Source organism: Marinobacterium sp. xm-m-383 (genome assembly GCF_013283255.1).
Taxonomy (GTDB): Bacteria; Pseudomonadota; Gammaproteobacteria; order Pseudomonadales; family Balneatricaceae; genus Marinobacterium_E.
The window spans coordinates 131975-156951 of the sequence record NZ_WBYT01000005.1 but is presented as its reverse complement, the minus strand read 5'-3'; the positions used below and the strand labels follow the sequence as shown (position 1 = coordinate 156951).

Annotated in this window: 29 protein-coding genes and 1 tRNA gene; 13 read left to right on the top strand and 17 right to left on the bottom strand. The window is 49.8% G+C overall.

The genetic code is table 11. The annotated features are described in order from the left end of the window. Positions 1-54: 54 nt before the first annotated feature. The 12 genes from rplI to XMM383_RS09640 all read right to left on the bottom strand — a co-directional run bounded on the left by rplI (position 55) and on the right by XMM383_RS09640 (position 8760). A complete protein-coding gene (rplI, locus tag XMM383_RS09695; protein ID WP_173481231.1) occupies positions 55-501 on the bottom strand; it encodes a 50S ribosomal protein L9 in 447 nt (148 codons plus the stop codon). 87 nt (positions 502-588) lie between these two features. Next, positions 589-819 (bottom strand): 30S ribosomal protein S18, encoded by a 231-nt coding sequence (gene rpsR, locus XMM383_RS09690; protein ID WP_173481232.1) that lies wholly within the window; start codon positions 817-819, stop codon positions 589-591. A 20-nt stretch (positions 820-839) separates the two neighbouring features. Next, positions 840-1247: a 30S ribosomal protein S6 gene (rpsF, locus tag XMM383_RS09685; protein WP_173481233.1), complete on the bottom strand. Its 408-nt coding sequence runs from the start codon at positions 1245-1247 to the stop codon at positions 840-842. Positions 1248-1391: 144 nt separating this feature from the next. After that, positions 1392-1796: an OsmC family protein gene (locus XMM383_RS09680; protein WP_173481234.1), complete on the bottom strand. Its 405-nt coding sequence runs from the start codon at positions 1794-1796 to the stop codon at positions 1392-1394. A gap of 12 nt (positions 1797-1808) precedes the next feature. Then, on the bottom strand, positions 1809-2618 hold the full coding sequence (gene trpC / locus XMM383_RS09675; RefSeq protein WP_173488681.1) for an indole-3-glycerol phosphate synthase TrpC: 810 nt from the start codon (positions 2616-2618) through the stop codon (positions 1809-1811). After that, positions 2618-3643, bottom strand: a complete 1026-nt coding sequence (trpD, locus tag XMM383_RS09670) for an anthranilate phosphoribosyltransferase (RefSeq protein WP_173481236.1) — start codon at positions 3641-3643, stop codon at positions 2618-2620. The genes trpC and trpD overlap by 1 nt, the downstream gene beginning before the upstream one ends. 140 nt (positions 3644-3783) lie before the next feature. Then, positions 3784-4770: an AEC family transporter gene (locus tag XMM383_RS09665; RefSeq protein ID WP_173494877.1), complete on the bottom strand. Its 987-nt coding sequence runs from the start codon at positions 4768-4770 to the stop codon at positions 3784-3786. Positions 4771-4808: 38 nt separating this feature from the next. Beyond that, the gene (locus XMM383_RS09660; RefSeq protein ID WP_173494876.1) at positions 4809-5489 is read right to left on the bottom strand and encodes a phosphoglycolate phosphatase; all 681 of its coding nucleotides are present in this window, start codon (positions 5487-5489) and stop codon (positions 4809-4811) included. Further along, positions 5486-6157 carry a ribulose-phosphate 3-epimerase gene (gene rpe / locus XMM383_RS09655; protein ID WP_173483045.1) on the bottom strand — a complete coding sequence of 224 codons (672 nt, stop codon included), beginning with the start codon at positions 6155-6157 and terminating at the stop codon, positions 5486-5488. The genes XMM383_RS09660 and rpe overlap by 4 nt, the downstream gene beginning before the upstream one ends. 91 nt (positions 6158-6248) lie before the next feature. Further along, positions 6249-7055 (bottom strand): co-chaperone DjlA, encoded by an 807-nt coding sequence (djlA, locus tag XMM383_RS09650; RefSeq protein ID WP_173494875.1) that lies wholly within the window; start codon positions 7053-7055, stop codon positions 6249-6251. Further along, positions 7055-7732 (bottom strand): N-acetylmuramate alpha-1-phosphate uridylyltransferase MurU, encoded by a 678-nt coding sequence (gene murU, locus XMM383_RS09645; RefSeq protein ID WP_217363623.1) that lies wholly within the window; start codon positions 7730-7732, stop codon positions 7055-7057. The genes djlA and murU overlap by 1 nt, the downstream gene beginning before the upstream one ends. A gap of 5 nt (positions 7733-7737) precedes the next feature. Then, positions 7738-8760: an aminoglycoside phosphotransferase family protein gene (locus tag XMM383_RS09640; protein WP_173494873.1), complete on the bottom strand. Its 1023-nt coding sequence runs from the start codon at positions 8758-8760 to the stop codon at positions 7738-7740. A gap of 111 nt (positions 8761-8871) precedes the next feature. Between XMM383_RS09640 and lptD the strand changes: the two genes are divergently transcribed. Genes lptD through apaG form a run of 5 tightly spaced genes read left to right on the top strand, consistent with a single transcriptional unit; the run spans position 8872 to position 15011 of the window. Then, positions 8872-11514, top strand: a complete 2643-nt coding sequence (lptD, locus tag XMM383_RS09635; protein ID WP_173494872.1) for an LPS assembly protein LptD — start codon at positions 8872-8874, stop codon at positions 11512-11514. Next, a complete protein-coding gene (locus XMM383_RS09630) occupies positions 11501-12787 on the top strand; it encodes a peptidylprolyl isomerase (protein ID WP_371731525.1) in 1287 nt (428 codons plus the stop codon). Before lptD ends, XMM383_RS09630 begins: the two co-directional genes overlap by 14 nt. Continuing rightward, on the top strand, positions 12787-13776 hold the full coding sequence (gene pdxA / locus XMM383_RS09625; RefSeq protein ID WP_173483049.1) for a 4-hydroxythreonine-4-phosphate dehydrogenase PdxA: 990 nt from the start codon (positions 12787-12789) through the stop codon (positions 13774-13776). Before XMM383_RS09630 ends, pdxA begins: the two co-directional genes overlap by 1 nt. 6 nt (positions 13777-13782) lie before the next feature. Next, positions 13783-14598: a 16S rRNA (adenine(1518)-N(6)/adenine(1519)-N(6))-dimethyltransferase RsmA gene (gene rsmA / locus XMM383_RS09620; RefSeq protein ID WP_173481246.1), complete on the top strand. Its 816-nt coding sequence runs from the start codon at positions 13783-13785 to the stop codon at positions 14596-14598. A 26-nt stretch (positions 14599-14624) separates the two neighbouring features. Continuing rightward, on the top strand, positions 14625-15011 hold the full coding sequence (gene apaG / locus XMM383_RS09615) for a Co2+/Mg2+ efflux protein ApaG (protein ID WP_173481247.1): 387 nt from the start codon (positions 14625-14627) through the stop codon (positions 15009-15011). Between the two features lie 13 nt (positions 15012-15024). On the opposite strand, the gene XMM383_RS09610 is transcribed toward apaG, so the two are convergent. Next, on the bottom strand, positions 15025-15873 hold the full coding sequence (locus tag XMM383_RS09610) for a DUF72 domain-containing protein (RefSeq protein WP_254443124.1): 849 nt from the start codon (positions 15871-15873) through the stop codon (positions 15025-15027). Between the two features lie 124 nt (positions 15874-15997). On the opposite strand from XMM383_RS09610, the gene XMM383_RS09605 reads away from it, so the two are divergent. The 4 genes from XMM383_RS09605 to XMM383_RS09590 all read left to right on the top strand — a co-directional run bounded on the left by XMM383_RS09605 (position 15998) and on the right by XMM383_RS09590 (position 19059). Further along, a tRNA-Met gene (locus XMM383_RS09605) sits at positions 15998-16074 on the top strand. 640 nt (positions 16075-16714) lie between these two features. Continuing rightward, positions 16715-17770, top strand: a complete 1056-nt coding sequence (locus XMM383_RS09600; protein WP_173494869.1) for a PQQ-dependent sugar dehydrogenase — start codon at positions 16715-16717, stop codon at positions 17768-17770. An 18-nt stretch (positions 17771-17788) separates the two neighbouring features. After that, a complete protein-coding gene (locus XMM383_RS09595) occupies positions 17789-18163 on the top strand; it encodes a DUF2237 family protein (RefSeq protein ID WP_173481250.1) in 375 nt (124 codons plus the stop codon). Positions 18164-18255: 92 nt separating this feature from the next. Continuing rightward, positions 18256-19059, top strand: a complete 804-nt coding sequence (locus XMM383_RS09590) for an ion transporter (RefSeq protein ID WP_173481251.1) — start codon at positions 18256-18258, stop codon at positions 19057-19059. Here the strand turns inward: XMM383_RS09590 and XMM383_RS09585 are convergent. Genes XMM383_RS09585 through XMM383_RS09575 form a run of 3 tightly spaced genes read right to left on the bottom strand, consistent with a single transcriptional unit; the run spans position 19056 to position 21513 of the window. Then, positions 19056-19553 carry a DsrE family protein gene (locus XMM383_RS09585; protein WP_173488691.1) on the bottom strand — a complete coding sequence of 166 codons (498 nt, stop codon included), beginning with the start codon at positions 19551-19553 and terminating at the stop codon, positions 19056-19058. The two genes, XMM383_RS09590 and XMM383_RS09585, sit on opposite strands and share 4 nt — an antisense overlap. 35 nt (positions 19554-19588) lie before the next feature. Next, entirely contained in the window at positions 19589-21229 is a 1641-nt protein-coding gene (locus XMM383_RS09580) for a SulP family inorganic anion transporter (RefSeq protein WP_173494868.1), read from the bottom strand. Between the two features lie 14 nt (positions 21230-21243). Then, positions 21244-21513 (bottom strand): hypothetical protein, encoded by a 270-nt coding sequence (locus XMM383_RS09575; protein WP_173483054.1) that lies wholly within the window; start codon positions 21511-21513, stop codon positions 21244-21246. Between the two features lie 169 nt (positions 21514-21682). Here XMM383_RS09575 and XMM383_RS09570 point away from each other — a divergent pair, with 169 nt between their 5' ends. Genes XMM383_RS09570 through XMM383_RS09560 form a run of 4 tightly spaced genes read left to right on the top strand, consistent with a single transcriptional unit; the run spans position 21683 to position 24287 of the window. Further along, on the top strand, positions 21683-22186 hold the full coding sequence (locus XMM383_RS09570) for an LPP20 family lipoprotein (protein WP_173483055.1): 504 nt from the start codon (positions 21683-21685) through the stop codon (positions 22184-22186). 7 nt (positions 22187-22193) lie between these two features. Then, positions 22194-22322, top strand: a complete 129-nt coding sequence (locus XMM383_RS11805) for a hypothetical protein (RefSeq protein ID WP_256368157.1) — start codon at positions 22194-22196, stop codon at positions 22320-22322. Continuing rightward, positions 22303-23310: a CsgG/HfaB family protein gene (locus XMM383_RS09565; RefSeq protein WP_173494867.1), complete on the top strand. Its 1008-nt coding sequence runs from the start codon at positions 22303-22305 to the stop codon at positions 23308-23310. Before XMM383_RS11805 ends, XMM383_RS09565 begins: the two co-directional genes overlap by 20 nt. After that, on the top strand, positions 23307-24287 hold the full coding sequence (locus XMM383_RS09560; protein WP_173494866.1) for an LPP20 family lipoprotein: 981 nt from the start codon (positions 23307-23309) through the stop codon (positions 24285-24287). Before XMM383_RS09565 ends, XMM383_RS09560 begins: the two co-directional genes overlap by 4 nt. On the opposite strand, the gene XMM383_RS09555 is transcribed toward XMM383_RS09560, so the two are convergent. Next, positions 24276-24974 (bottom strand): tRNA (guanosine(46)-N(7))-methyltransferase TrmB, encoded by a 699-nt coding sequence (locus XMM383_RS09555; protein ID WP_173494865.1) that lies wholly within the window; start codon positions 24972-24974, stop codon positions 24276-24278. The genes XMM383_RS09560 and XMM383_RS09555 overlap by 12 nt on opposite strands. Positions 24975-24977: the final 3 nt, after the last annotated feature.

Below are 24977 nucleotides of genomic sequence, written 5' to 3'. Positions count from 1 at the left end.
TTAGGCATAAAAAAACCGCGCCGAAGCGCGGTTTTTTTTTAAGAAAGCGTCTGATTACTCAGCAGCGATCTTAAGGTTCACTGTAGCAGATACTTCTGCGTGTAGTTGAACAACGATTTCGTATTCGCCAATGTTACGTAGAACACCGTTTGGAAGACGAACTTCGCTCTTCTCTACTTCAGCACCAGCCGCAGTGATCGCTTCTGCGATGTCACGTGCGCCGATAGAGCCGAACAGTTTACCTTCATCACCAGCAGTAGCTGTGATAGTTACTTCTTTGCCTTCTAGAGCTTCACCGCGTGCAGTCGCAGCAGCAAGTGCTTCAGCAGCAGCCGCTTCTAGTTCAGCACGACGCTCTTCGAAGCGTGCAACGTTGGCAGCAGTTGCAGAAACTGCTTTACCTTGTGGGATCAGGTAGTTACGACCAAAGCCAGCTTTAACGTTAACTTTATCGCCTAGTGCACCTAGTTTACCGATCTTCTCGAGGAGGATAACTTCCATCTCTCAAACCTCATTTAGGCTGCAGGTATACCTGCAGTAAAAAATTAAACAATCACCCAAAGATAGCTATAGAGCTATCAATCACTATTAACGGTCGTGACCGTCAGTGTATGGAAGAAGTGCTACGTAGCGAGCGCGCTTGATAGCAGTAGCTAGCTGACGCTGGTACTTAGCTTTAGTACCAGTGATACGGCTAGGTACGATCTTGCCAGTTTCAGTGATGTAACCTTTCAGGACGTCTAGATCTTTGTAATCGATCTCAGTAACGCCTTCTGCAGTGAAACGACAGAACTTACGACGACGGAAAAAACGTGCCATCTGAATATCTCCTACTTAAATTATTCTTCAGAAGCTGCTGCTGGAGCAGTTTCTTCAGTTTTAGCTGGCGCTGGACGCTCTTCGCGACGAGGCTTACGCTCTTCACGTGCTTCAGCAGCTTTGATTGGAGATGGCTCTGTGATCGCTTCTTTAGTGCGAATAACCATGTTACGTAGCACAGCATCGTTGTAGCGGAACAAGTTTTCTAGCTCGTCCATTACAGCTTGAGTAGCTTCGATATTCATAAGAACGTAGTGTGCTTTGTGTACATTGTTAATTGAGTAAGCCAATTGACGACGACCCCAGTCTTCTAGACGGTGGATCTTGCCGTTATCGCCTTCGATCAGAGTCGTGTAACGCTCGATCATTGCAGGCACTTGCTCGCTCTGGTTCGGGTGAACCATGAACAGTACTTCGTAGTGACGCATTGTAGCTCCTTACGGTTTATTAGCCTTTGGATCGTCAGTGACCGGCCCCTTTACAGCCGATCTTTCCAAAAGCAAGGAGGTTGATATAAAAAAGGACGCGTGATCATACTGATCTGCGCGCCCTTTTGCAAGTCCAGTGCGGGATTATACGTCGTTGATCTCCACGCTGTGAGTAATCTCGACTCCACCGCCTTCCAACATCTTAGAGACTGAACAGTACTGCTCTGCCGATAAACGAGCCGCGCGCTCAACCGCGGCCGGTTTAAGATTGTGGCCAGTGACCTTAAAGGTCAGATGGATCTTAGTGAAGACAGCAGGCACAGCGTCTGCTCGCTCAGCATCAATGGAGGCAACACAGCTCACCACATCTTGGCGCGCTTTTTTCAGAATGCTCATGACATCAACACTGGCACAGCCACCTAAGCCAACCAGGATGTATTCCATTGGACGCGGCCCAGTCTCTAAATCACGATCAATATGTGCTTCAAACTTAGAGTCGGTAATCGCTTTAAAACGCTCTTCCCCTTCCCAGCTCACTTCAACATGCATAATAAAATCCTTTTATTTAAACAGCTCAGCCAGACGTTCACCCGGCACGTCGGCACGCATAAATGCCTCACCCACCAAGAAGGAGTTAACCTGATGCTGACGCATTAGCGCCACATCGTCGGGCCCTAAAATACCACTCTCGGTGACTACAATACGATCATCAGGAATGTCCGCCAACAGCTGTATGGTGGCATCTAAGCTAACGTCAAAGGTGTGCAAGTTACGGTTATTAATACCCACTAGGGTGTTGCCCAGCGGCAGAGAACGGAGCAGCTCGTCACGATCGTGCACTTCGATTAGCACATCCATACCCAGCGATATAGCTAGGTCGTTGAGCTCTTTCATTTTGGCATCATCCAGCGCCGAGACGATCAGCAGTATACAATCCGCACCCATGGCACGCGCTTCATAGACCTGGTACTCATCGACAATAAAGTCTTTGCGAATGACCGGTAGCGAACAGGCTGCACGAGCCTGCTGTAGGTACTCAGTAGCCCCCTGAAAGAAATCAACATCGGTCAATACCGACAGACAACTTGCACCGCCGACGGCATAAGATTGCGCGATATCAGCTGGGTGGAACTGTTCACGTAGCACCCCTTTACTGGGGCTCGCTTTTTTAATCTCAGCAATGACGGCCGAGCGACCTTCTGCCAATGCATTTCGCATCGATTTCACGAAACCGCGCGGATCAGTGGCACCGCCTCGGTTCGCTTCAATTTGAGCTTTCAGATCAGTGATAGAGACCTGCTCTGAACGCTCGGCTATCTCTTCAAATTTACGATCAATAATTCGGGTTAGTACCGTTGGGATATTTGACATTAGGCTTCCTTAAACGCCTGACTGAAACGAGCCAGCTCTTCCATTTTCGCTAACGCCGCACCGGATGCGATCGTCTCGACCGCCAACTGGACACCCGCTTTAAGTGATTCAACCTTGTCTGCCGCGTAGAGTGCAGCACCCGCATTCAGCGCTACCATATCGGCTGCTTTAGGGTTGGCACCACTCATCGCTGCTCGAATCAGAGCAAGACTTTCGTTCGCATCAGCCACCTGCAAACCTTCTAAGGTTTGCGCCTCCAAACCGGCGCTTTCAGCGGTAATTTCATACTCAGTCACTTCACCGTTTTTCAGCTCTGCCACCTGCGTTGTGGTCGCAAGCGAGATCTCATCCAGACCATCATTAGAGTGAACGACCAAAGCGTGCACGGCACCCAAGCTGCGCAAAGCCTCAGCCATAGGACGACATAGAGACTCATCAAACACACCCATGAGGTAGTGCTTGGCACCCGCTGGGTTGGTCAGAGGACCCAAAACATTAAACAGCGTGCGCATCGCCAACTCACGACGAGGACCGATGGCATGCTTCATCGCACTGTGATGCTGAGGCGCAAACATAAAGCCGACTCCCACCTCATCAATACAGCGAGCCACCTGCTCTGGGTTCAGCGCCAAGTGAATCCCCGCCGCCTCAAGAAGATCTGCAGCACCTGATTTTGAAGAGACCGAACGATTACCATGCTTTGCTACAGTACCGCCCGCAGCTGCGACAACAAACGAGGTCGCAGAAGAGACATTAAACAGGTTTGAACCATCACCGCCTGTACCGACAATATCCACCGCTTGAGGGTCTGTGACGCTCACCGGCACTGCTAGAGAGCGCATAACATCGGCTGCTGCGGTAATCTCTTCTACCGTTTCGCCTTTAATGCGAAGCGCTGTTAGAAAAGCACCAATCTGTGCGTCGGTCGCCTCACCTGTCATGATCTGGCGCATAGCCGCGGTCATCTCATCACGCGATAGGTGATGCCCCGCAACAACTAAGGCTAATGCCTCTTTAATATCCATGGTATTTCCTTTCTTCGTGCTCGCAGCGCACGCGCAACTGTTATAACAATCACTGTTATCTTTTGGTGATGCTGTACGATGCCCAATCCCAATCGCGTTCGCAACCTCTTTAGAAGAAAATCCTTAGCCTTTAGGCGATCCTAGACCAATTGCATTAAATGCAGAGCGAAGTAGAGCCAAGGAACCACCAACGCCATCGAAAGCGTCGAGACAATCCAATTTGAGTTAGCCAGATCAACATCCAAATCGTAATAGGCGCTGGCCACCACTGAGTTGACCGCAGGGGGCATGGAGCTCAATATCAACACGACGCCGAGCGCCAAGCCACCGGCGTATTCGCCCAATCCAACCAACCAGGCCATAGAGAGGGTCAACAGCGGTACCAGAGTGACGCGGGTAATGGCCACTTGCAGTGAATATTTGGCGTAGCGCGCGATACTGGTCACTTTCAATCCCAAGCCGACCGACACCAGCATACTGAAGGTCCCGATCGGAATGACCCAATCATTCGCACTGTCTAGAAATAGAGGGCGGTCTATTCCGCTGAGGTTAAACAGAAACCCAAGGCTAAACGCCGTTAAAATGGCGATAAGAAATGGCTGCTTAATCACCTTAATGAGTCGCTGAAAACGAGTCAGCCCCTCACTCCCTTTACCTGAAACCCACTGCGCGACCGGATACCCCACCAGAAAATAGAAGATCTCTTCGAACAGGCGATAGAGGGTAACCAATGCAAAACCTGCTTCACCCAAAAAGAGGTAGACCACCAAGGAGCCCATGGCACCAATGTTGGTAAAGCTGGTGGTTAGACCCATCACAGCGCGACCGGGACGATCCTGTTTATTCAATAGCCCTAAGCCATACCCCAACAGACCGCCGACTATCAAAGCAAATAGGCAGATCAAAGGCAGTGCCAGCAGAGTCGTATCGGTAAACTCGAGCACCCAGATCGCTAATAGAAAGGCGATGGGTATCATCACCATGATACCTAAATCACGCGTCACACGACTGAGTGTTGTTAACGCAAAAGGGAGCCTAATAAAAGACGCTTCAACGACTCTGCGCAGCAGGTAGCCACTGCCCAGACCAGCAAAAATAATGAACAGCGAAAAGGAGAGCTTATCCATAAAGCGCTAACCATCAATCCTTGAAAGTTAATAGCCAATTAGTGGTGAAAAGAGTCCAGTGACTCGACTACTTGATCTGGGTTGCACTCTTCAATAGGGAGCCCATGATTGTATCCGTAAGGCACTGCCAGAGCGGCTACGCCGGCAGCATGAGCGGCATTAATGTCATTCGAAGAGTCACCTACCATGAGGGATTCGTCAGGACTCACACCCGCCTTAGCCATGATGTCTAGTAACTGATCAGGTTCGGGCTTACGTTTAGGTAGCGAGTCGCCACCGCTAACAAAATCAAACAGATGAGCAATACCCACCCCTTCAATTAATGGTGTTGTGAACTGCATAGGCTTATTAGTAACAACCGCCAGCTTGATGCCTTTTTGGCTCCAGCGCGCCAGCGCCTCTTTAACCCCAGGATAGGTACTAGCCGTCACGCCATTAGAGGCTTCGTAGTAGTGAAGAAACAACTGATAAGCCTGCTGATACTCCTGCGTATTTTGAAGATCAGCGGGATAGTCCATGGCATCCGATAGCGCCCTAGCGACCAGCGCATGCGCACCATTACCGACCCAGGTTCGAATTTTGGCATCACCCGCCTCGGGTTTGCCAACGGCTTTTAACATCTGATCGACCGCGACCGTTAGATCTGGAACGGAGTCGACTAGAGTACCATCCAGATCCAACATGATGAGTTTGGGTGCTTGATCGGCAAAGAGTCTCATCGCGTGGTAGCTAGCTCCGCTCGCATTGTGTCGATGGTTGCTTTGTAGTCATCGGTATTGAAGATCGCAGAGCCTGCAACGAACGTATCGGCACCCGCTTTAGCGATCTCTGCAATATTACTGGTCGTTACACCACCGTCTATCTCCAGTCGGATATCCAAACCAGACTCATCAATACGACGACGTGCTTCGCGCAATTTATCCAGCGTTCCTGGAATGAACTTCTGACCACCAAAACCCGGGTTCACCGACATTAGAAGAATCATGTCGACTTTATCCATCACATGATCAAGGTAGTGCAGCGGCGTTGCTGGGTTGAACACCAGACCTGACTTACAACCCCCGTCACGCACCATCTGCAGTGAGCGATCGATATGCTCAGACGCTTCAGGGTGGAAGGTGATGTAGCTGGCGCCAGCATCAATGAAGTCACCGATAAGACGATCGACAGGTTTAACCATCAGATGCACATCAATTGGCGCTTTAATGCCATGGTTAACCAGTGCCTTACAGACCATTGGGCCGATGGTTAGGTTAGGAACGTAGTGATTATCCATCACATCGAAGTGGACAATATCGGCGCCTGCTTCCAATACGTTTTCAACCTCTTCACCTAAACGAGCAAAATCCGCTGACAATATCGAAGGGGCAATCAAAAAATCTTTCATGGGTCTAACCTAGCTGTTTAATTGGGTTCATTTTAAGTCAGTGCTAAAAGAGACAACAGAAAGAAAAACTGAAGACTCTTTTAATGGGCCGTTAACTGGCTTTGCTGACCTCTCGAATCAGGTCATAGGCCGCCTGGATCTCTTGTGCCTTCTCTTTAGCCAGCTGCATCATCTCTTCTGGCAAACCTTTTGAGACCAGCTTATCAGGGTGGTGCTGACTCATCAGCTTACGCCAAGCCCTTTTTACCTGTGCATCAGTGGCACTGGCATCGACACCGAGTACACCATAGGCCTCATCGATACGCTGCTGAGTCGGTGCACCGCCCTGCCAGTGCTGATGAAAGCTGCTTTGCGCCTGCATTCGACGAATCAGAGCATCAATGGCATCGCGTTTAAGACCCAGTCGCTGACAGATATCGACAATCACCAAACGCTCGGCATCGCTGATTTCACCATCGGCAAAAGCCGCTGCCATCTGCAATTCAAAAAAGATCATGCGCAGGTCATTACGATGTCTAAAGACTGCAGCAAGTGGGCGCAACAGTGGATCCAGATCAAAGTCTGGGGACTTACCCTCGGTAAAGTACTCTATCGCCTCTCTACGCTTCGACTCATCGAGCTGCATTCGATCCATCACGGAGCGGGCGTATGCGATCTCATCTTCGGTCACCCGCCCATCCGCTTTTGCGATACGCCCCATGACGGCAAAGGTCGCTCGAAAGAATATTAACTGTGGTGCCATCTGCTTAGCTGAACGAATGCCACGCTCTAACTGAAAGCCTAAAAAACCACCAAAAATCAGACCCCAGATACCACCGGTAAACAGGCCTACCAGTGCACCTAACACTACACCAGTACGGTATCGAAAAATTTGTTCGCCTATGGCTTGAGGATTCATCAACCCGCCTCTTTCAAAAAGGTTTCAACATCGGCAAGGCGATCCACCGTACCCACATCATTCCAATATCCGCGTAGCTTAGCACCGGCCACTTTAGACTGCTCTATCATTCTGCGTAAAAGCGGCGCTAATGCCGCTTTTTCGTTAAGCGCCAACGCATCAAACTGTGAAGGTCGTAACAGACTCACACCCGCAAAAGTCAGCTTTTCGTCACCATGAAGTGAGACTCGCTGATCAGACAGGGCAAAGTCGCCATCGCTGTGCCAGCTTGGATTATCAACCAACCAGAGTTTAGCCAGGTCGTCTGAATCCAGAGTTAAATCCAGTTCTGAGTACTCTTGGGAGAGGTAGACATCCCCATTGACCAGAAGAAACGGCTGATCTGAGCCCTCTGTTTTGAGCATAGGCAGTGCTTTACGAATACCACCTGCCGTCTCAAGAGGCTCCTGCTCGGCAGAATAACGCAGTGAGCAACCAAACTGCTCGCCACTGCCCAGTGTTTGCTCAATCTGCTCACCGAGCCAAGCGTGATTAATCACAATATCAGTGATGCCCGCGCGCACCAGATTTTCGATCTGATAGACAATTAAAGGCTTTCCCAAAGCCGGTATCAAAGGCTTGGGGGTTGTCAGTGTCAGCGGGCGCATTCGAGTTCCCAAGCCCGCCGCTAAAATCATAGCTTTCACAATTTCGGCCACTCAGGAGCAATATGCTGACCAAGCAGTTGGTGTTGGCGCATGGCAGGTATCAGCCCAGATAGCGCCTCTTTTAGATCGGAGAATTCCGAATGGGCCGACGCGGCTCGGTAGAGGTATTCGAAGGTCAATGGAATATCTTTAAGGTAACCCGATTTCCCATCACGCAGGTATAGTCTGGAGAAGATACCCAACACCTTGAGCTGACGCTGCATGCCCATCAGATCGAAGAGCTTTTTAAACCCTACTGAGTCTGGCAAAGAGAAACCGACATCCATCAGCATGAGGCGGTAGTTTTCTACCCACTCAGCGACGACTGACTCTGGCCACTCGATGTAGCTATCACGTAACAGTGACACCAAGTCATAGGTGACAGGACCGATCAATGCATCCTGAAAATCGATCACACCCAGTCCGCCATCGACTAACGGCATTAGATTGCGCGAGTGATAGTCGCGATGCACACAAACTTGAGGTTGACTGAACGCCGATTCGATCAACTGCTGATAGGTCTTCTCTAGAAGGCTATCCCAGCCCTCTGTGATGCCAAGCATCTCACCTAAGAACCACTCTGGGAAAAGATTCATCTCACGTGTCAGCACGGCGGCATCATAGTTGGGCAAGCCCTCAGCCGGCAGCATCTGAATACCCAACAGCGTCTCTAATGCCTGAAGATAGGGCGCATCACCTTCGGATTTCAGGCGATCTAAGAGCTGCTGATCAGCAAAATCCTCCAGCAGCATAAAGCCTAAAGCAAGATCATCAGCCACCACTTCAGGCACATGAATGCCTTTTTCAGACCACTCTTTAGCGATACGCACAAATGGCTCTGAATTCTCTTTCTCTGGTGGGGCATCCACAGCGATTAACTCTGCTGTAGGTGTCGACGCACGGAAGTATCGACGGAAACTGGCATCACCGCTGACAGGGGTAATCTCTAGCTGGTCGCGATCGGCATAGGGCCAAACCTGTCTAGCCCAGTTTTTTAATTGCGCTTGGCGCGAACCCATTTACGTTAACCTCTGGTACTGAAGAGCGGGAATCTTTATTATAAGTGCCCAATATTACTCGACTTTTGAGGCTACTTAAACGTCGTCTCGGTAGCCAGCGGATCGCATTCAATGCCCTTCGAAAAAAACGCAATTACAAAAATCATTTTAGGCTTGGTTGTTGCAGGTGGTTCAAACGCCGCTAATGCAGCGGGCGCCTGGGACTGTCAGCAGACTGACCGAGGTTGGAGCTGCGGTGCTTCTGCCGATTACAAACCTGAGCCGGTTCCGTTAACTCGCATCTCAGCAACTGAAGATGCGATCGAAGCACAGATCACAAAAACGCTGCCTAAACCGCTGCCAGAGCCCAAAAAAGAGCAAGAGCCCAAAAATTCTCTGACCGCCGAGCCAGAGCAGAAACCAGAACAGACAATCGCCGCCAAACCTGAACCCGTTAAAACGGACGCTAAACCAGAGCCTGACACAAAAGCTGTTGCAACAACTGCAACGAGCGAAGCGACAGATGAGCCGATTGAGGCAGTCACTCTTCCAGCTCGGGCCATCATTCGTGACCCTAGTGATGACCGACGTGACATCAATTTAGACTGGGTTCGTTTAGCACCTCTGGATGCTGAAAGACTGGTCTGCAAAGGTCGCTATGATGAGCCTGACATCTGGGTTGGCGATCTGGCTCCCGGTAACGAAGAGAGCAGCACGGTCATCAACGCTGACGAATCCGATGCCGATCTCGATGGTTTATCCATTTTACGTGGCAACGTCATCATCGAAGAGTCTGGTCGCCAGATTAAGTCCAACCTCGCCGAGTTTGAAGCGCAATCGCGACAAGCCCTACTGCGTGGCGATGTGCGTTACCGTGAACCCAACCTGTTGATGATTGCAGACACTATGTCTGCTGACCTGAACAATAAGATCGCCATCGCCAATGAAGCGCGCTTCGTCATGCATGATCAACATATGCGCGGTGATGCTGAGGCGATGACCCGCTTTGGTGATCAGCGAGTTGAAGCTGAAGATACGCTGATTACCTACTGTGAACCGGGTAATAACGACTGGGGTATTCGAGCAGCGCAGATGGAGCTCTATCCTCAAGAGGGTTATGGAGAGGCGTGGAATACCCGCTTTGAAGTTGCTGGTGTACCGGTCTTCTACCTGCCCTACTTCTACTGGCCATTGAATGACACGCGCAGAACGGGTCTACTCTATCCATCCCTCAGCACCAGCGAGCAGGATGGTTACGATCTGGCTCTGCCCTACTACTTCAACATTGCGCCTAACATCGATGACACGCTAACGACGCGCATCATCGAACAGCGTGGCGTACTGTTTGAAAACGAGGCGCGCTACCTCAACAGCTTCAGCATGAACACGCTGAATACCAGCTGGCTTCCCGATGATGATCTTCAGGGGAGTGAACGTTGGTTGATCGACTTCAATCATACCGGCACTCCGGCACCCAACTGGTCGAGTGATGTCAGCTTCACTCGCGTCAGTGATGACAACTACTTTGACGACCTAACGCCGGTAACGCTGGCAGTACCGGCTGCTGATGTACTTTCTCAGCGTGCTCAAGTAGCCTATAGCGGTAATGGCTGGAGTGCATCGGCACTGGTTAATGATTATCAGATTCTAGATAACTCAACCAGCTACAAGCGCATGCCTCAGCTCAACTTCAGTACCAGCCAAAGTCTGAATGAGACAGTGCTGAATCTCGCCGTGCAGTACACACAGTTTGATTCAACCAATGAGAGCGCAACCGACGGCAGTCGTCTTCATGCCCGCCAGTCAATCGGTTACAGCGCGGAGACCACTTGGGGTTACCTACGACCTGAAGCGGGCGTTTGGCACTCAAGCTATGACTTCTCAGATAATAGCAGTGCGTCGCACACCAACCTGTTTGCCTCGTTGGATTCAGGCCTGATCTTTGAACGTCAGGGCGAGATTGCCACTCAGACGCTAGAGCCACGCATCAAACTGATACATGTTGATGGTGACAACACAAATACTCTAATAGATGGCGATAATTCATTCTTTGACTCTGGCAAAAATCCCCTTGGCTTTAGCTACGGCAACCTGTTCGATAATTTGGGCCACTCCGGTAATGACCGAGTTAGCCATACCGATCAAGCAACCCTAGGCCTAGAGAGCAAAGTCTACAGTCTAACGGGGCGTGAGCTGATCTCGGCAGGCATTGCACAGGCTCACTACTTTGGTGATCACGATGCTCGCCCAGGCGATTCAACCGGTACAGCAGATCAATCGGATTACGCTGTCTACGCCAGCTGGAAGCCCTCTGAAGTGCTGACGCTGAGCCATGACTCGCGCATTGATCGTGAAACAGCTGCGCTACTGACCGAAAACTATCGTGCCTACTACCGTCCAGATGATGAGCGACTACTCTACGCAAACCTACGTAAAACGCAGAGCAGTGACGGCAACAACACCTTCAACCAGATCGATCTGGCCACGCGTTGGCCGATCACGACAGAGTGGAGCGGCGTTGCACGATACACCCAAGATATCAAAGAGTCTGAAAACCTAGAGACGCTTGCCGGTATCGAGTACGAAAACTGCTGTTGGAAGGTCCGCTTTACCGGACAGCGAAGCATTGTCGACGGCAGCAGCGATTTCGAACGTGAGAACAAGTTCTACATTCAATTCATTCTTCGCGGTCTGGGCGCCTTTGGCCAGAGCGAAGGTCGTCAGTTCCTTGAGGATTTAACGGGTTATAACGAGGATGACCGTGACAACTTTTAAACATTTGATCGCATCGGCGATTTTTGCCCTCTCAAGCAGCTCCTTGCTTGCAGAGCCCGTTGCACTGGACCGTGTTGCCGTCGTAGTTAACGAAAGCATCATCATGAGCTCTGAAGTGGATCAGCGAATTCGTGATATCCGTGCTCAATTAACGGCGCGTAAAGCTCAGCTACCACCCGCTGAGGTTTTGGCTAATCAGGTTAAAGAGCAGCTGATCATTGAGAGTATTCAACTGCAACTGGCTGAGCGCCAAGGCATTCGCGTCAGTGATAGTGAGCTGAACAGTACGATGAACCGCATCGCTCAGCAGAACAATCTATCCCTGAGTGATTTCCGTAAAGCGTTAATCAACGAAGGACGTGACTATCAGCAGGTGCGTGATCAGATTCACCGTGAACTGATCATCAGCCGTGTTCAGCAGAGCAACGTCAACCGTCGAGTCAGCGTAACGGACCAAGAGGTTCAGAACTATCTCAATTCAGATCTGGCGAAGAACCAAGACCGCAGTGAATATCTACTGAGCAACATTCTAGTCGCTCTTCCTTCACCTGCGTCGCCAGAGCAGATTAAATCTGCTCAAGATCGCGCCAACCAACTCAAAGCCGAACTGGATCAAGGCGCTAATTTTGCGGATCTAGCAGTACGCAGCTCGGACGCACCCAATGCGCTTAATGGCGGTGACCTGGGTTGGCGTAAAGCACAAGAGCTACCGACCCAAATATTCTCTGCTGTGTCGGGTCTATCAAATGGCGAAGTCTCTAAAGTGGTTAGAACCCCTTCAGGCTTTAACCTACTGCAGTTGCGCGAGCGTCGTGGCGATCAAGCCACACTGGTAACCGAAACTCGAGCACGCCACATTTTGGTAGCCCCTTCAGAGATTCGCACATCAGCACAGGCTCAAGCCTTCGCTGAAGAGCTCTACTCACGATACAAAGAGGGCGAGCCATTTGAAGAGTTGGCGCGCCGCTACAGCGATGACCCGGGCAGCGGCTCATTGGGTGGTGAACTGGGCTGGATACAACCGGGCAAGATGGTTGTTGAGTTTGAACAGCAGATGGACAAACTGGCTATTAATGAGGTGAGCGAGCCTTTCGAATCCCGCTTTGGCTGGCACATTGTACAAGTACAAGAGCGTCGCCAACAGGACTTCACCACTGAGATGCGTGAAAACCAAGCCCGCTCAGAAATCCGTAAACGTAAGTACGATGAAGCACTCTCCACTTGGTTACGTGAACTTCGCTCAGAAGCCTACGTCGACATTAAGGTGAAGTAGTGGCTCTTCGAATTGCACTGACCCCGGGCGAGCCGGCCGGCATCGGTCCAGACCTTTGTGTTCAGATTGCCCAGCAAGGCTCTGAGCACCAACTGGTCATCATCTGTGACCCTGACATTATTGTCGATCGCGCAAAACTCTTAGGCTTGCCGATCAAACTGCATGAGTTTGATCCAGACCAGCCTGCCGTTGGCTGTCAGCCTGGAGAGCTCTTTTACATTGGCACCCCATCGAATGCCGATGTTATTCCAGGCCAACTGGATCCGCTCAATAGCGTCTATGTTCTGAATACCCTTCGTTTAGCTGTAGACGGGGCTTTGGGTGGCATGTTTGATGCCATCTGCACAGCACCGGTTCATAAGGGTGTTATCAATGATGCCGGTTACCCCTTCACAGGCCATACAGAGTTTCTACAATCGCGTTGTGACGTCGATCAGGTTGTTATGATGTTGGCGACCGAAGGGCTACGAGTTGCTCTTACAACGACACACCTGCCATTATCTGAAGTGCCTCAAGCGGTAACGCAACCGCTACTTCGTTCGGTCATCGATATTCTGTTGGATGATCTGAAGCACTACTTTGGTTGTGACAAACCCAGCGTCTTGGTTGCAGGCTTAAACCCCCATGCTGGCGAAGGCGGCCATATGGGACGTGAAGAGATCGACACGATCGAACCGGTATTGAATAGCTACCGGGAACAGGGTGTTAACCTGATTGGCCCACTCCCTGCCGATACGCTCTTCACCGAACATCATCTAAAAGACGCTGATGCGGTGCTTGCGATGTACCACGACCAAGGGCTGCCGGTTCTCAAGTACAAAGGGTTTGGCCAAGCAGTGAACATCACCTTGGGTCTGCCTATTGTGCGCACCTCAGTCGATCACGGCACCGCGTTGGATCTTGCCGGCACAGGCAGAGCCGATGCAGGCTCTTTGCAGACCGCCCTTAGTTATGCTGCCGAGATGGCTTCTAACCGTAAACAATCATAGGTTGATATGAGCAGTAAAAACCCTGGGCACGTGGCCCGCAAACGTTTCGGTCAGAACTTTCTGCACGACCCTACTATTATTGGTCGTATCATCTCTGCGATTAATCCAAAACCTGAAGAGCACCTCGTTGAGATTGGTCCCGGTTTAGGTGCACTTACAGAAGAGATTCTAGAGCTCGCCGGTGCGCTGGAAGCGGTAGAGTTAGACCGTGATCTCGTCCCAGTCCTGCGTACCAAGTTTTTTAGGTATGAAGATAAGTTTAAGATTCACGAGGCGGATGCTCTCAAGTTTGACTTCTCGTCACTGCAACAAGATGAGCGCCCACTTCGCGTGATCGGCAACCTGCCCTACAACATCTCAACGCCGCTGATTTTCCATCTCTTGAGTTTTTCAGGATTGATCAGCGACATGCACTTCATGCTGCAGAAAGAGGTGGTGGAACGTCTAGCTGCACAGCCGGGGGAAAATCACTACGGCCGCCTTGGCATAATGGCGCAGTACTACTGTCAGGTAGAGAAGCTCTTTATCGTACCACCCGGCGCCTTTAATCCGGCACCGAAGGTCGATTCCGCCATTGTTAGATTGATTCCGCACAAAACGCTACCCATACAAGCAAAAAGTGCTGAGCTGTTGGCTGACGTTGTCAGAACCGGTTTCAGTCAGCGACGTAAAACTCTGCGTAACAATATGAAGGGTTGGATTACCGGCGAGCAACTTGAAGCCTTGGGTATTGATCCTGGATTACGCCCTGAGCGCCTCTCTCTCGCTGAATTTGTCGCCATCGCTGACGCGATCTATGATTTACGAAACAGCGCTGAATAAGCACTGCACGACGAGACTGTCTATACATGCAAGATTATGAACTGAGCCGAAACGTAGCGATCGATGTGACAACCGACTATCTGACCGACCAATCGGATCCAGAGACACACCGTTACGTCTTTTCTTACCACATCACCATCACCAACCATAACCCTATGCCTATCCAGCTACTGAGCCGCCGCTGGCTGATTACCGATGGTAATGAGAAGACACAAGAGGTATTAGGGGAAGGAGTTGTCGGTGAACAGCCCACCATTGAACCGGGCAAAAGCTACAGCTACACCAGCGGCACGGTCTTAGCGACTGAGGTGGGTGCCATGCAGGGTCACTACGACATGATCACCGACGAAAATGAGACCTTTCAAGCGACCATTGCCCCCTTCACACTGGCACAAACTCACGCGTTACACTAGGAGAACGGACTCTCTAAAATAGAGAGCTCTGTTCCGACGCGAGCAACTCAGGCGTTGCCCCCTGCACAGAGGGTTTTGCCTCTTTCAACTTATCGACAAAACGCGCAGCCAGTTCCGGTGCTTCAGCACAATCTGGCGTATGAAAGAAGAGATAAGGCACTCTCCCCTCATCGATCCACTGCAACACCTTAGTGACCCACTGATCTAAATAGCGATCAGACTCCTGCCACTGCATGGTCGATATGAAACGAACCTGCGGATGCTGACCAGTTGCAAGGACATGCAACGGCACCTTTGGCTTCTTCTGCTGAGCATCTAAGGTAGCTGAGTCCATGGCGGTTACTGCAAAAATGGGACGGGTGTCGAACATCACACGATTGACGCCTGTCTCCAGCAGCATCTGATTAAACGCCCTCTCCTCATCCCCTTTCGCAAAGAACTCAGGGTGACGAACTTCAACCGAGTAGTTGAAGGCTTTAGGTAGAGCCAACAGAAATCGATGGATATACTCAATCCCCTCACTGTTAAAGCTTTTTGGTAGCTGCAAGTTGAGCAGCCCGATTTTATGAGCCAGCGGCTCCAACACTTCAAACTGCTCGGCCACTTTAGGATTAGCCACCTCTAAAGCACTGCGATGAGAAAGATCTTGGTGGAACTTAAAACAGAATCGAAAGTCATCAGGCGTCTCATCCCGCCAACGCTTCACCGTATCCGGTTTAGGCAAACCATAAAAGGTCGTATTGCCCTCTACCGATGAGAATTGACGAGCATAACGTTGAAGCGCAGTTCCACCCCCTGCCAAACAGCCACCCTCCCAAACAGGATGTTGCCACTGAGGTAAGCCTAAATAGTAATCGTGCAACGCCATACTCCTTAAAATAGGCTACAAAGAGTACCAAACTAAAAAAATAGTGGAAGAATATCGTAATATTTTAGAAACAGGCTTGTAGCAACCTTAAACCTATGTATAATACGCCCCACGTTGATGCGGGGTGGAGCAGCCCGGTAGCTCGTCGGGCTCATAACCCGAAGGTCGTCAGTTCAAATCTGGCCCCCGCTACCAACGTAAAAAAAGGTATAGGCCCGCAGGGTTTATACCTTTTTTTTCGTCTGGCGGATGGGCCAGATGCAGAACTAGCGCAGTCAGTTCACAACCAATGCATGGATTGCATTGGTTGAACGAAGCACCAAAGGTGCGACGGCCCGAAGGGTGAAAACACAGGAAGTGTTTTCATAAATCTGGCTTGAATCTACGACCCAAAAACCACGTCGGGCTCACTCTTCATAGCTCCGCGGTGAAGGTCACCAGTTCAAACCTCACCCCCGCTACCAACGTAAAAAAAGGTATAGGCCCGCAGGGTTTATACCTTTTTTTTCGTCTGGCGGATGGGCCAGATGCAGAACTGACGACAAATAATGCAGGACAGCATTATTTGGATAGCTGAAAGCTAGTCCGCAGGATTACTTCACAGGATGTGAAGTAACAACTCAGTTCACCAAAATGCATGGATAGCATTTTGGGATGCCGAAGGCAGTCCGAAGGACGATTGCACAGGATGTGTAATCGCAAATCTGGCCTTGAAAGGAGCACCAAAGGTGCGACGGCCCGAAGGGTGAAAACACAGGAGGTGTTTTCATAAATCTGGCCAAAAATCCACCCCAGCCCAAATACCGTAACTACATAAAAACCAACTGTATCTGAAATGAAAGTCATCACTCTCCTATCAGCCTTACTACTAGGCCAGGCTTCATTTGCCTTCACCATCGAAAAAATAGGTTCAGACATTTCTCACCCTTGGGGTATCGCTGTCCTTAACGATGAAGAGGTCCTCGTGACAGCAAGAGCCGGTGCCCTTTTGCGCATTAACCTTACAACCGGGCAGCAAAGAGCTGTTTTACCCACCCCTTTTGTAGCAAGTTTTAGGCAAGGCGGGCTTCTCGATGTCGCCTATGATGAACAATCAAATAGGGTACATCTTTGCTACAGCAAACCGTTAGAAGGTGGTGCAGGCTTAGCGATTGCATCGGCCAAATTGGATGGGTATCAGCTTTTAACACCCAAGGATTTTTTTGTCTCCAACCATCGCTCTCCCTCCGGTGCACACTTCGGCTGTCGGATAGTCATAGAGGGCAACTACCTGTTTGCCTCTTTAGGCGACCGTGGTGATCGCAGCAACGCTCAAAACCCCTCCAATCATGCTGGATCAATTATTCGACTGAACCTTGTTGAGCCGGAGCCAGCCAATACTCAGCAAGATTGGTTGCCTGAGATCTACTCGATGGGTCATCGAAACCCACAAGGTCTTGCATTACAGCCTAATACAGGACTTTTATGGTCTCATGAACATGGTCCACGCGGTGGTGATGAGATCAATCTCATTGAGCAAGATAACAACTACGGTTGGCCAACCGTCTCTTACGGTAAGGAGTACATAGGTGGGGATATAGGTCTTAACTCATCACCCGATGGATATACCGATCCTCTCTGGGTCTGGGATCCAAGCATTGCACCATCGGGAATGACCTTCTATACCGAAGAGATGTTTCCCGAATGGCAGGGCAATCTTTTGGTTGGCGCTTTGAAGTTCACAAGCATCTACCGAATCGTCATAGATCCTGATAGCAATCTGCCCGTTTCAGAGGAGAGATTATTCAATGATGAGATGGGAAGAGTTAGAGACGTTGAACAGGCCAATGATGGCTCAATTTTAGTGTTAAGTGACGCACCCAATGGTGGCCTATATAGGATTAGTCGATAAATCATTAAGGTAAAACAGATGAACAACCAACAGTTAAACGTATTAGGCACGCCACTTGAAACGTGTAGCAGTGATCCGCTAACTGGCTATTACAGAGACGGATGTTGCAACACAGATGAATATGATCGCGGAACCCACACGGTCTGCGCTGTGATGACGGAGGAGTTTCTGCTCTTCTCACTTCGCAAAGGGAATGATCTCATTACCGCCCGGCCTGAATATCAGTTCCCCGGTTTAAAGCCAGGCGACTCTTGGTGCCTATGTGCTCAACGATGGGAGGAAGCCGAGGTTTCAGGGTGCGCCCCGAGAGTTAATCTATCCGCAACTAATGCAAAAACACTTGAGATTATCAGTTTCGAGACGCTCAAACGGTACAGCATAGATCTTCATTAATTTTCACACAGAGCTCAAGAGCTACCCTCTCCACAACTCCAGTATTTTCAATTACTATCAGCGTCCATTTTATGTAGTGAATTTCTAAGCCAATGAACAGCAACGCTTTACTATCGACACTCGTTAAAATCCGCTCTAACAAACTCTTCGAGCTCACCGTAATTGCGGTGATTATTGGCTCGGCGCTCCTGATTGGTGCCAAGACCTTTGACCTTTCTGACACCGCTGAGATGATTGTTGGTTGGCTGGATATCGCTGTTACCGTCTTCTTTCTGGTCGAGATCACGGTTCGTTTCATTGCCGATGAGAACAAGCGCACCTTCTTTAAGGATCCCTGGAACCTATTCGACACCTTAGTGGTTGTGATCAGCCTGATCCCTGTCAGTCAGGCCGATACCGCTCTGGTCGCACGTCTAGTTCGCGTGTTCCGCGTCTTCCGAATGGTCAGCATCATTCCTGAACTTAGAATGCTGCTGAACTCGTTGATCAAAGCACTGCCTCAGCTAGGGTACGTCCTTCTGCTGATGTTCATCATTTTCTACGTCTATGCTGCTATTGGTGCGACGCTGTTTGCTGCGATTAACCCCGACCTTTGGGGCGATGTCGCGGTGTCGATGTTGACACTCTTTAGGGTGATGACCTTTGAGGATTGGACCGATGTGATGTACGAAACGATGACGGTCTACAGTCTAAGCTGGATCTACTATCTATCCTTTATATTCTTAACGGCCTTCGCCTTCTTGAACATGGTGATCGGTATTGTCGTCAATGTGATGAATGAGGAGCATGAGCGCATCCTTAAAGAGGAAGCGATCGAGGCCAATGAGCCAACCATCGCTGATCTTCAAAAACAGCTGGCTGAGATTAAAGAGATGTTAAATCAGAGAGCGAATTAAAACGCGAACTGATCCACCAACAGATACCCCATCGCAACGTAGTTATTGATCTGCGCGGGACCGGAAGGGGCAACGTCTACGTAGTCTGGAAAAGCCTCTGCTGTGACGTTGCTCCAACTCGCAAAGGTTTCACACACATGCAGATCCACGCCAGATTCACCTAGATCACGAACCCCTTGATGCAAAAGTGGGAACTTACTCTCATTCTCAGTGGTCAGAGCGAACTGTTCATTGCCGTGGCTAACCACCGCAATATCGAGATCTGGAAAAGCTGATCGCAAAGAGTCTATGGCGCCCATCAAACGAGGTTGAATCCGTTGCCACTGTTGTGGATTAGGCGCCAAAATTTCAAACACCACTCCTGGTGGCGCCTCTTCAAGTGCAAGGATCTCTTTAACCGTTTTAGCTGAGGCCGCGCCTGAAAAGAGCAGACTGAGCGGAAGCAATACCCTGAGTAACAGGTGGCGAACTGTCTTAAAGATCAAACTGAACATAGTAGACCTCCAAATCTCTTTAGCTTCAGCTTAGCTTATAAACTGGAAAGTGACTGCCTCAATGCCTCGGTTCTTGATTCTGTTATACGATCAGCCGGGAGGCGCTGATCAAGGCCAAGGCGAATCAATCGATCTTTCTCAGCGCCCGGTGCCATAACTAGACGCACCTCTTTACCAAGATCTAAGGCTTCGAGTATGACGTTCTCAATGGAGAGCGTCATGGTGTCATCTAAATAACTGACGTCACTGAGATCAAAAATAACCGCATCGTGTTTAGCGATGTCTTTTCGCTCACGGGCTAAGGCTTTGGAGACACCAAAAATCATCGCTCCCGAAAGGTAGACCAGTAGGATACGGCCATTCGCCTCATTCAACAGGGACTGCTGTTCAGGGGTCAGAGGAATCTCATCATCGACATCGGACATAGAGCGAACCTTCTCAGCCTCAACATCGGATAACTTACGGATGATGATGACGTTCGCGACAAAGACACCGACACCCACCGCAACGATCAGATCGACAAACACCGTTAGTAGTAGAACGGCATACATGATCATCGTGCTGTATTTAGAGACTAGGTGAACCCGTTTAATGAACGACCAGTCCAGAATATCGACACCCACTTTTACCGCAATACCAGCCAGCACCGCTAAAGGGATATTTTCGATCAATGAACCTGCTCCAAACACAGCTATTGCCAGTGCGAGAACCCTTATAACACCTGAGAGTGGTGTTCGCCCTCCGGACTGAATATTGACCACGGTGCCCATAGTGGCACCGGCACCTGGTAGACCGCCGAACAGACCAGACATGATATTGCCTAACCCCTGTCCAAACAGCTCTTTGTTGGAGTCATGCTCTGTTCGGGTCAGGTTGTCCGCCACGACCGAGGTAAGCATTGAATCGATACAACCAAGCATGCCCAACACCATCGCATCGACCAACATAATCTGAAGCTGATCATAGGTGAAATAGGGCAAGGTCATTGAAGGCAGTGACACATCGATCTCACCAATGCGTTGGACTCCATCACTGCTAAAGATGATCACAGAGACCAGAGTAATAAGAACCAGTGCAATCAACTGAGGCGGCACGAACTTTTTGTATTTTTCAGGCGTTTTAAACAACACACCCAGTGTCACCAAGAACAGCAACAACTCACTGAAGTGCACGTTCATGATCAACTCTGGCAGATGAGTTACGGTACCAACCACCCCGCCCGCCGGTGGAGATTGCCCTAACGCAGGGGCTATCTGCAGAATAATCAGTATGAATCCGATGCCTGACATAAAGCCAGAAACCACCGCATAGGGCATCAGGGTGATGTATTTGCCCAACCTGAGATAACCAAACACGATCTGGAATATCCCTGCCATGATCACCACGGTAAACGCCATAGACAGACCATTTTCAGGGTTCGCAGCCACTAGAGTGCTGATCACAGCGGTCATCACCACGGTCATAGGCCCAGTAGGCTCAGAGATCAGCGTAGAGGTTCCACCAAACAGCGCGGTAAAGAGACCGATTAGGATCGCACCATAGAGTCCCGCCTCTGCGCCAGCGCCAGAGGCGACACCAAATGTGAGCGCCAAAGGGAGTGAGACCACCGCAGCGGTTAAACCACCGAGCAGATCACCGCGAAGATTAGAGAGAGATAGTGCGTTCAGTTTAAGCATTGATCAACGGCTCACTATCGGTCAGAAGCGTTCGATTTAAACAGACGTTTAGCGTAACGAAGCAGTATATCGAAGGGGGTTTCGTCGCCAAAAAACTTAGGATTCTTGATCAACAGCAGAGACATCACAACAATCCACACCAGCGTATTTTTAATCACCCAACTGGCATTTTCATTAAAGGCCTCTTCGGTATTTTCGGCACCCATTAAAAACATAAATGGGGCAACAATCCCAATGAACGAGAGAAGAGAGACGGCAGCGCGAATTTTTCTGCGGTTATCCATGACAGACTCTGATTTGTGATTTTGGTTATTTTACGTGATCTGTCCGTAAAGGGGTAATCACACGGGTGAGTTTTATTCCGTTGAGTGTCAATTTTCATCTAAAAATAACCCTGACATTTCTATGGAAATATGTGACCATCATATGAGTAATTTCTAATGGATAATGATCATGAACCTACGCACCAAGTTACTGATGACTGCGACACTTTTAACAACCCTTGCCGGCTGCAGCAGTGAACTGCCTAAACCCGATCTAGTCGAAGGTGGCGAATGCGTCATCCATGGTGAACAAGCACCTATTTGGGCTTGTGGTGGCTACATGGAGGCTGATCGTTATGTCGGCGTAGGATCTGCTCCATTGAGCAAGCTAGGGTATGATTTTTCTCGTAAAGAGGCAGCCATTAATGCTCGTGCTGATATCGCACAACAGGTCGAGGCTCAGATTAAAAGCAAACTAGACTCCTATCAACGTTCAACGGGTGCCGATGAGATGACGGCTGAACGCGTCGTCACTCAAGTCGCAAGACAAACCTCCGAATTGACAATTAATAACTCACAACAAGTGAGCTACTGGCAGCACCCTGAAACAGAGGTCATCTTCATTTTGCTGGGCGTTGAAAAAGCGACGATCAATAACGCGATCGACTCTCAGATTGATCAACTAGATAAGTGAGTTGTTGATGAAACCTCTATTTACTCTACTACTGATAGCTTTATCACTTTCGGCTTGCTCCTCTAACGAGGTGATGCAAGACCCCTCTCCTCAAGCGCAACAACAGAGTGCCGAGCGTGAACTTAACAAACTGTAAATTAAAAAGCCTTGGCCTAGCGGTCACCGCTTTATTTCTTACGGCCTGCTCATCGACCGCTAAGATTACCCTGATCAATCCAGCCATCAGTGATCGGGCTGCCGCCACCAAAGTCGTTGCGGTGCTTCCATTTGAGAATGACTACTCCGGTGTGGCGAACAGCATTGAATCTCGAGTCACCAACCATAGGTTGGCAGGTGAGACCTTTTTTACCGTGGTCAACCGTAAGGATCTTGAATCAATTTTAGACGAGCAAAAACTTCAACACTCTGGGCTAGTCGATGAACAGACGTCTGTTGAGATCGGTCAGCTGATCGGTGCGAAAGGACTGATTACTGGTGAGGTGGAGATTCAGACCACCGACTACTCGCTCTACTACGTTACTCGTGTTGAGTGTGCCGATCAGAAGTGCAAAAAAACTCGTGAGCGCTACATCCCTTGTGATGAGATGCACTCCAACCTGCACGCTACCATCCGACTCGTTGATACTGAACGCGGGGACCTGATTCTCTCTGAACGCTTCACGGCAAAAGAGAGTCACGATGCTTGTCGTGACAGCGCCTACTCTCTTCCAACACCCGAGAGTGTCCTAAGCAACCTAGCTGATGAGATCACCGATCAGTTCATGACTTACATAGCTCCCTATGAGGCAACTGTCATAGTGCAACTGCTCGATGATCCAGAGATCGACTACAGCAGCGAGCAAGAGGACCTTTTGGAGTATGGTATCGAGTACGTTGAGGATCACCGCATCGACAAAGCTGAAGTGCTCTTCTCCGAGCTTCTAACCAGTACAGGTGACCAATGCTATGTGGCGGCTTACAATTTAGCCGTTGTTAAAGAGCAGCTCGGTAAAACTAGCCAAGCTGAGCAGCTCTACCGGTTAGCCGATCAGTTGGTAAAAGAGCCCAACAAGATCATTAACCAAGCCATTTTGCGTGTTGAACGTCAGAAGAGTGAACAGGCGCGTTTAGAGAACCAGCTATGACCCGCAGATTCATTCTCGCTTTTCTAATGTTGGCCAGTTTTGTAACGACTGGGTGTGCAAGCAGAGAACCCGTCATCCTTGTCGCAGAACCTAAGACTCCTGATTGGTTGATGAGTCCGCTAGTCAACACAGGTGATCAATTTTACGGTGTCGGTGAGGGAGGCAGCGCACAAGCCTCTGAGCAGGCTGCATTAGCTCATCTTGCCGAGAGACTGTTAGTTCAACTATCCAGCACACAAGAGCAGCGCCTTTCGTCGGTTAGAGACAGTCGTGAATATACTGAGCGAGTGGTGGAGTCGTCGATTCAAAGCAGAACCGAGCGTTTGCCTTTGGGTGGATATGAGATCCTTAAACAGGATGTGATTGCACCGCAACGAACCGCGACCCTGCTAGCGTTGAAAAAAACGGCCTTAATTAAGAACCTCAAAAACGAAATAGACCCCAGATTAACCGCCTCCTCTGCACAGCCAATCAAGACTCTCTCTGACTGGGCAAGTGCTCGACAACAGCTAACCGATCTAAAGGCTCAACAGCCATTAATATCTCTTATGAAACAGCTGGGGGAATCGGAGATTGGGGAAAAGTACAGCAACCAGGTTGCAGACACTGAATGTGCCATTAAAGATTACCAAACCAACCACCCGGTAATGCTAAAAACCGAACAAAGCTGCATGAGCTTTAAAGGCTCACTGGAGCGTCTAATCCTAGAAGCCGGTTTTGAGATCAACTCCTCATCTGGTGTTATAACCGTCGAGTGCCAGGTCATTGAAGAAATCAGTAGCGCCTATGGCATTCACATTGCCAAAGCCGATTTATCAATTCGCTTTTTGGATGGTCAATCTAAGGTGGAGCATGCCACAACTCTGTCCATTAAATCGGCTTCATCAGCCTCTGAGTCAACGGCCAAGGCGGGGCTGATTCAAGCGTTCAACAGGCGCATACAGGATGAAGAGGCTCTTAGGATCTTAGGGTTTTAAAGCTGAGCCAGACTCTGAAAGCTGCGCTACGCACTGCCAGCTCTGCTGACCACTCTCCCAATATTTCCGTTCAAATGCACTCATCGGTTGGTCAGCGCTGTATAACTGTACGCTAGTTTCATGACCCGCCAACGCCAGTGCCCTGACGAACTCCTCGATGTAGAGTCTCCAGTTGCTTCTAACGGTTAACTCCCCACCCAAGGTCAATAGATCACTGAATACAGGACTGGCATGCCAACGTCTCTGAACCTGAGCTGATTTAGGATAAGGGTTGGGGTAGAGAATAAAATGCTTGGCTAGACGCCACTCTGAAGCTGCAGCCAGGCGCCAAAAGTCGATTAAATCCGCTCGCACAAAGAGTAGGTTATCAAGCTCACCCGTGAAGCAGTTTTCGTGCTTACTAAGACGATAAGCAGAACGATCAACCGCTATGACATTGGCGTCTGGGTATCGATTGGCAAGATGGCGGGAGCTTTCACCAATACCACAGCAAGAGTCCAAGATAAGCTCTCCGGAACGACCTTTGAGCCAATCGGTCACCTGATCAAAGGCGACCTGAGTATGGTCGGCAATGGGTTTGCGAAATGGGTTATTTAAGTTACGCAATACAATCTCATCGAGACGCTCATGCAAACCGGCCTGATTGGTTGTCACGACCTTAGAGACACCCTGTTCTTGCTTACTCATCGG

Bases quoted from the DNA above. Each gene is read 5' to 3' on its own strand.
- rplI (WP_173481231.1), bottom strand. From the start codon at position 501: ATGGAAGTTATCCTCCTCGAGAAGATCGGTAAACTAGGTGCACTAGGC.
- rpsR (WP_173481232.1), bottom strand. From the start codon at position 819: ATGGCACGTTTTTTCCGTCGTCGTAAGTTCTGTCGTTTCACTGCAGAA.
- rpsF (WP_173481233.1), bottom strand. From the start codon at position 1,247: ATGCGTCACTACGAAGTACTGTTCATGGTTCACCCGAACCAGAGCGAG.
- XMM383_RS09680 (WP_173481234.1), bottom strand. From the start codon at position 1,796: ATGCATGTTGAAGTGAGCTGGGAAGGGGAAGAGCGTTTTAAAGCGATT.
- trpC (WP_173488681.1), bottom strand. From the start codon at position 2,618: ATGTCAAATATCCCAACGGTACTAACCCGAATTATTGATCGTAAATTT.
- trpD (WP_173481236.1), bottom strand. From the start codon at position 3,643: ATGGATATTAAAGAGGCATTAGCCTTAGTTGTTGCGGGGCATCACCTA.
- XMM383_RS09665 (WP_173494877.1), bottom strand. From the start codon at position 4,770: ATGGATAAGCTCTCCTTTTCGCTGTTCATTATTTTTGCTGGTCTGGGC.
- XMM383_RS09660 (WP_173494876.1), bottom strand. From the start codon at position 5,489: ATGAGACTCTTTGCCGATCAAGCACCCAAACTCATCATGTTGGATCTG.
- rpe (WP_173483045.1), bottom strand. From the start codon at position 6,157: ATGAAAGATTTTTTGATTGCCCCTTCGATATTGTCAGCGGATTTTGCT.
- djlA (WP_173494875.1), bottom strand. From the start codon at position 7,055: ATGAATCCTCAAGCCATAGGCGAACAAATTTTTCGATACCGTACTGGT.
- murU (WP_217363623.1), bottom strand. From the start codon at position 7,732: ATGATTTTAGCGGCGGGCTTGGGAACTCGAATGCGCCCGCTGACACTG.
- XMM383_RS09640 (WP_173494873.1), bottom strand. From the start codon at position 8,760: ATGGGTTCGCGCCAAGCGCAATTAAAAAACTGGGCTAGACAGGTTTGG.
- lptD (WP_173494872.1), top strand. From the start codon at position 8,872: ATGCCCTTCGAAAAAAACGCAATTACAAAAATCATTTTAGGCTTGGTT.
- rsmA (WP_173481246.1), top strand. From the start codon at position 13,783: ATGAGCAGTAAAAACCCTGGGCACGTGGCCCGCAAACGTTTCGGTCAG.
- apaG (WP_173481247.1), top strand. From the start codon at position 14,625: ATGCAAGATTATGAACTGAGCCGAAACGTAGCGATCGATGTGACAACC.
- XMM383_RS09600 (WP_173494869.1), top strand. From the start codon at position 16,715: ATGAAAGTCATCACTCTCCTATCAGCCTTACTACTAGGCCAGGCTTCA.
- XMM383_RS09595 (WP_173481250.1), top strand. From the start codon at position 17,789: ATGAACAACCAACAGTTAAACGTATTAGGCACGCCACTTGAAACGTGT.
- XMM383_RS09590 (WP_173481251.1), top strand. From the start codon at position 18,256: ATGAACAGCAACGCTTTACTATCGACACTCGTTAAAATCCGCTCTAAC.
- XMM383_RS09585 (WP_173488691.1), bottom strand. From the start codon at position 19,553: ATGTTCAGTTTGATCTTTAAGACAGTTCGCCACCTGTTACTCAGGGTA.
- XMM383_RS09580 (WP_173494868.1), bottom strand. From the start codon at position 21,229: ATGCTTAAACTGAACGCACTATCTCTCTCTAATCTTCGCGGTGATCTG.
- XMM383_RS09575 (WP_173483054.1), bottom strand. From the start codon at position 21,513: ATGGATAACCGCAGAAAAATTCGCGCTGCCGTCTCTCTTCTCTCGTTC.
- XMM383_RS09570 (WP_173483055.1), top strand. From the start codon at position 21,683: ATGAACCTACGCACCAAGTTACTGATGACTGCGACACTTTTAACAACC.
- XMM383_RS11805 (WP_256368157.1), top strand. From the start codon at position 22,194: ATGAAACCTCTATTTACTCTACTACTGATAGCTTTATCACTTTCGGCT.
- XMM383_RS09560 (WP_173494866.1), top strand. From the start codon at position 23,307: ATGACCCGCAGATTCATTCTCGCTTTTCTAATGTTGGCCAGTTTTGTA.
- XMM383_RS09555 (WP_173494865.1), bottom strand. From the start codon at position 24,974: ATGAGTAAGCAAGAACAGGGTGTCTCTAAGGTCGTGACAACCAATCAG.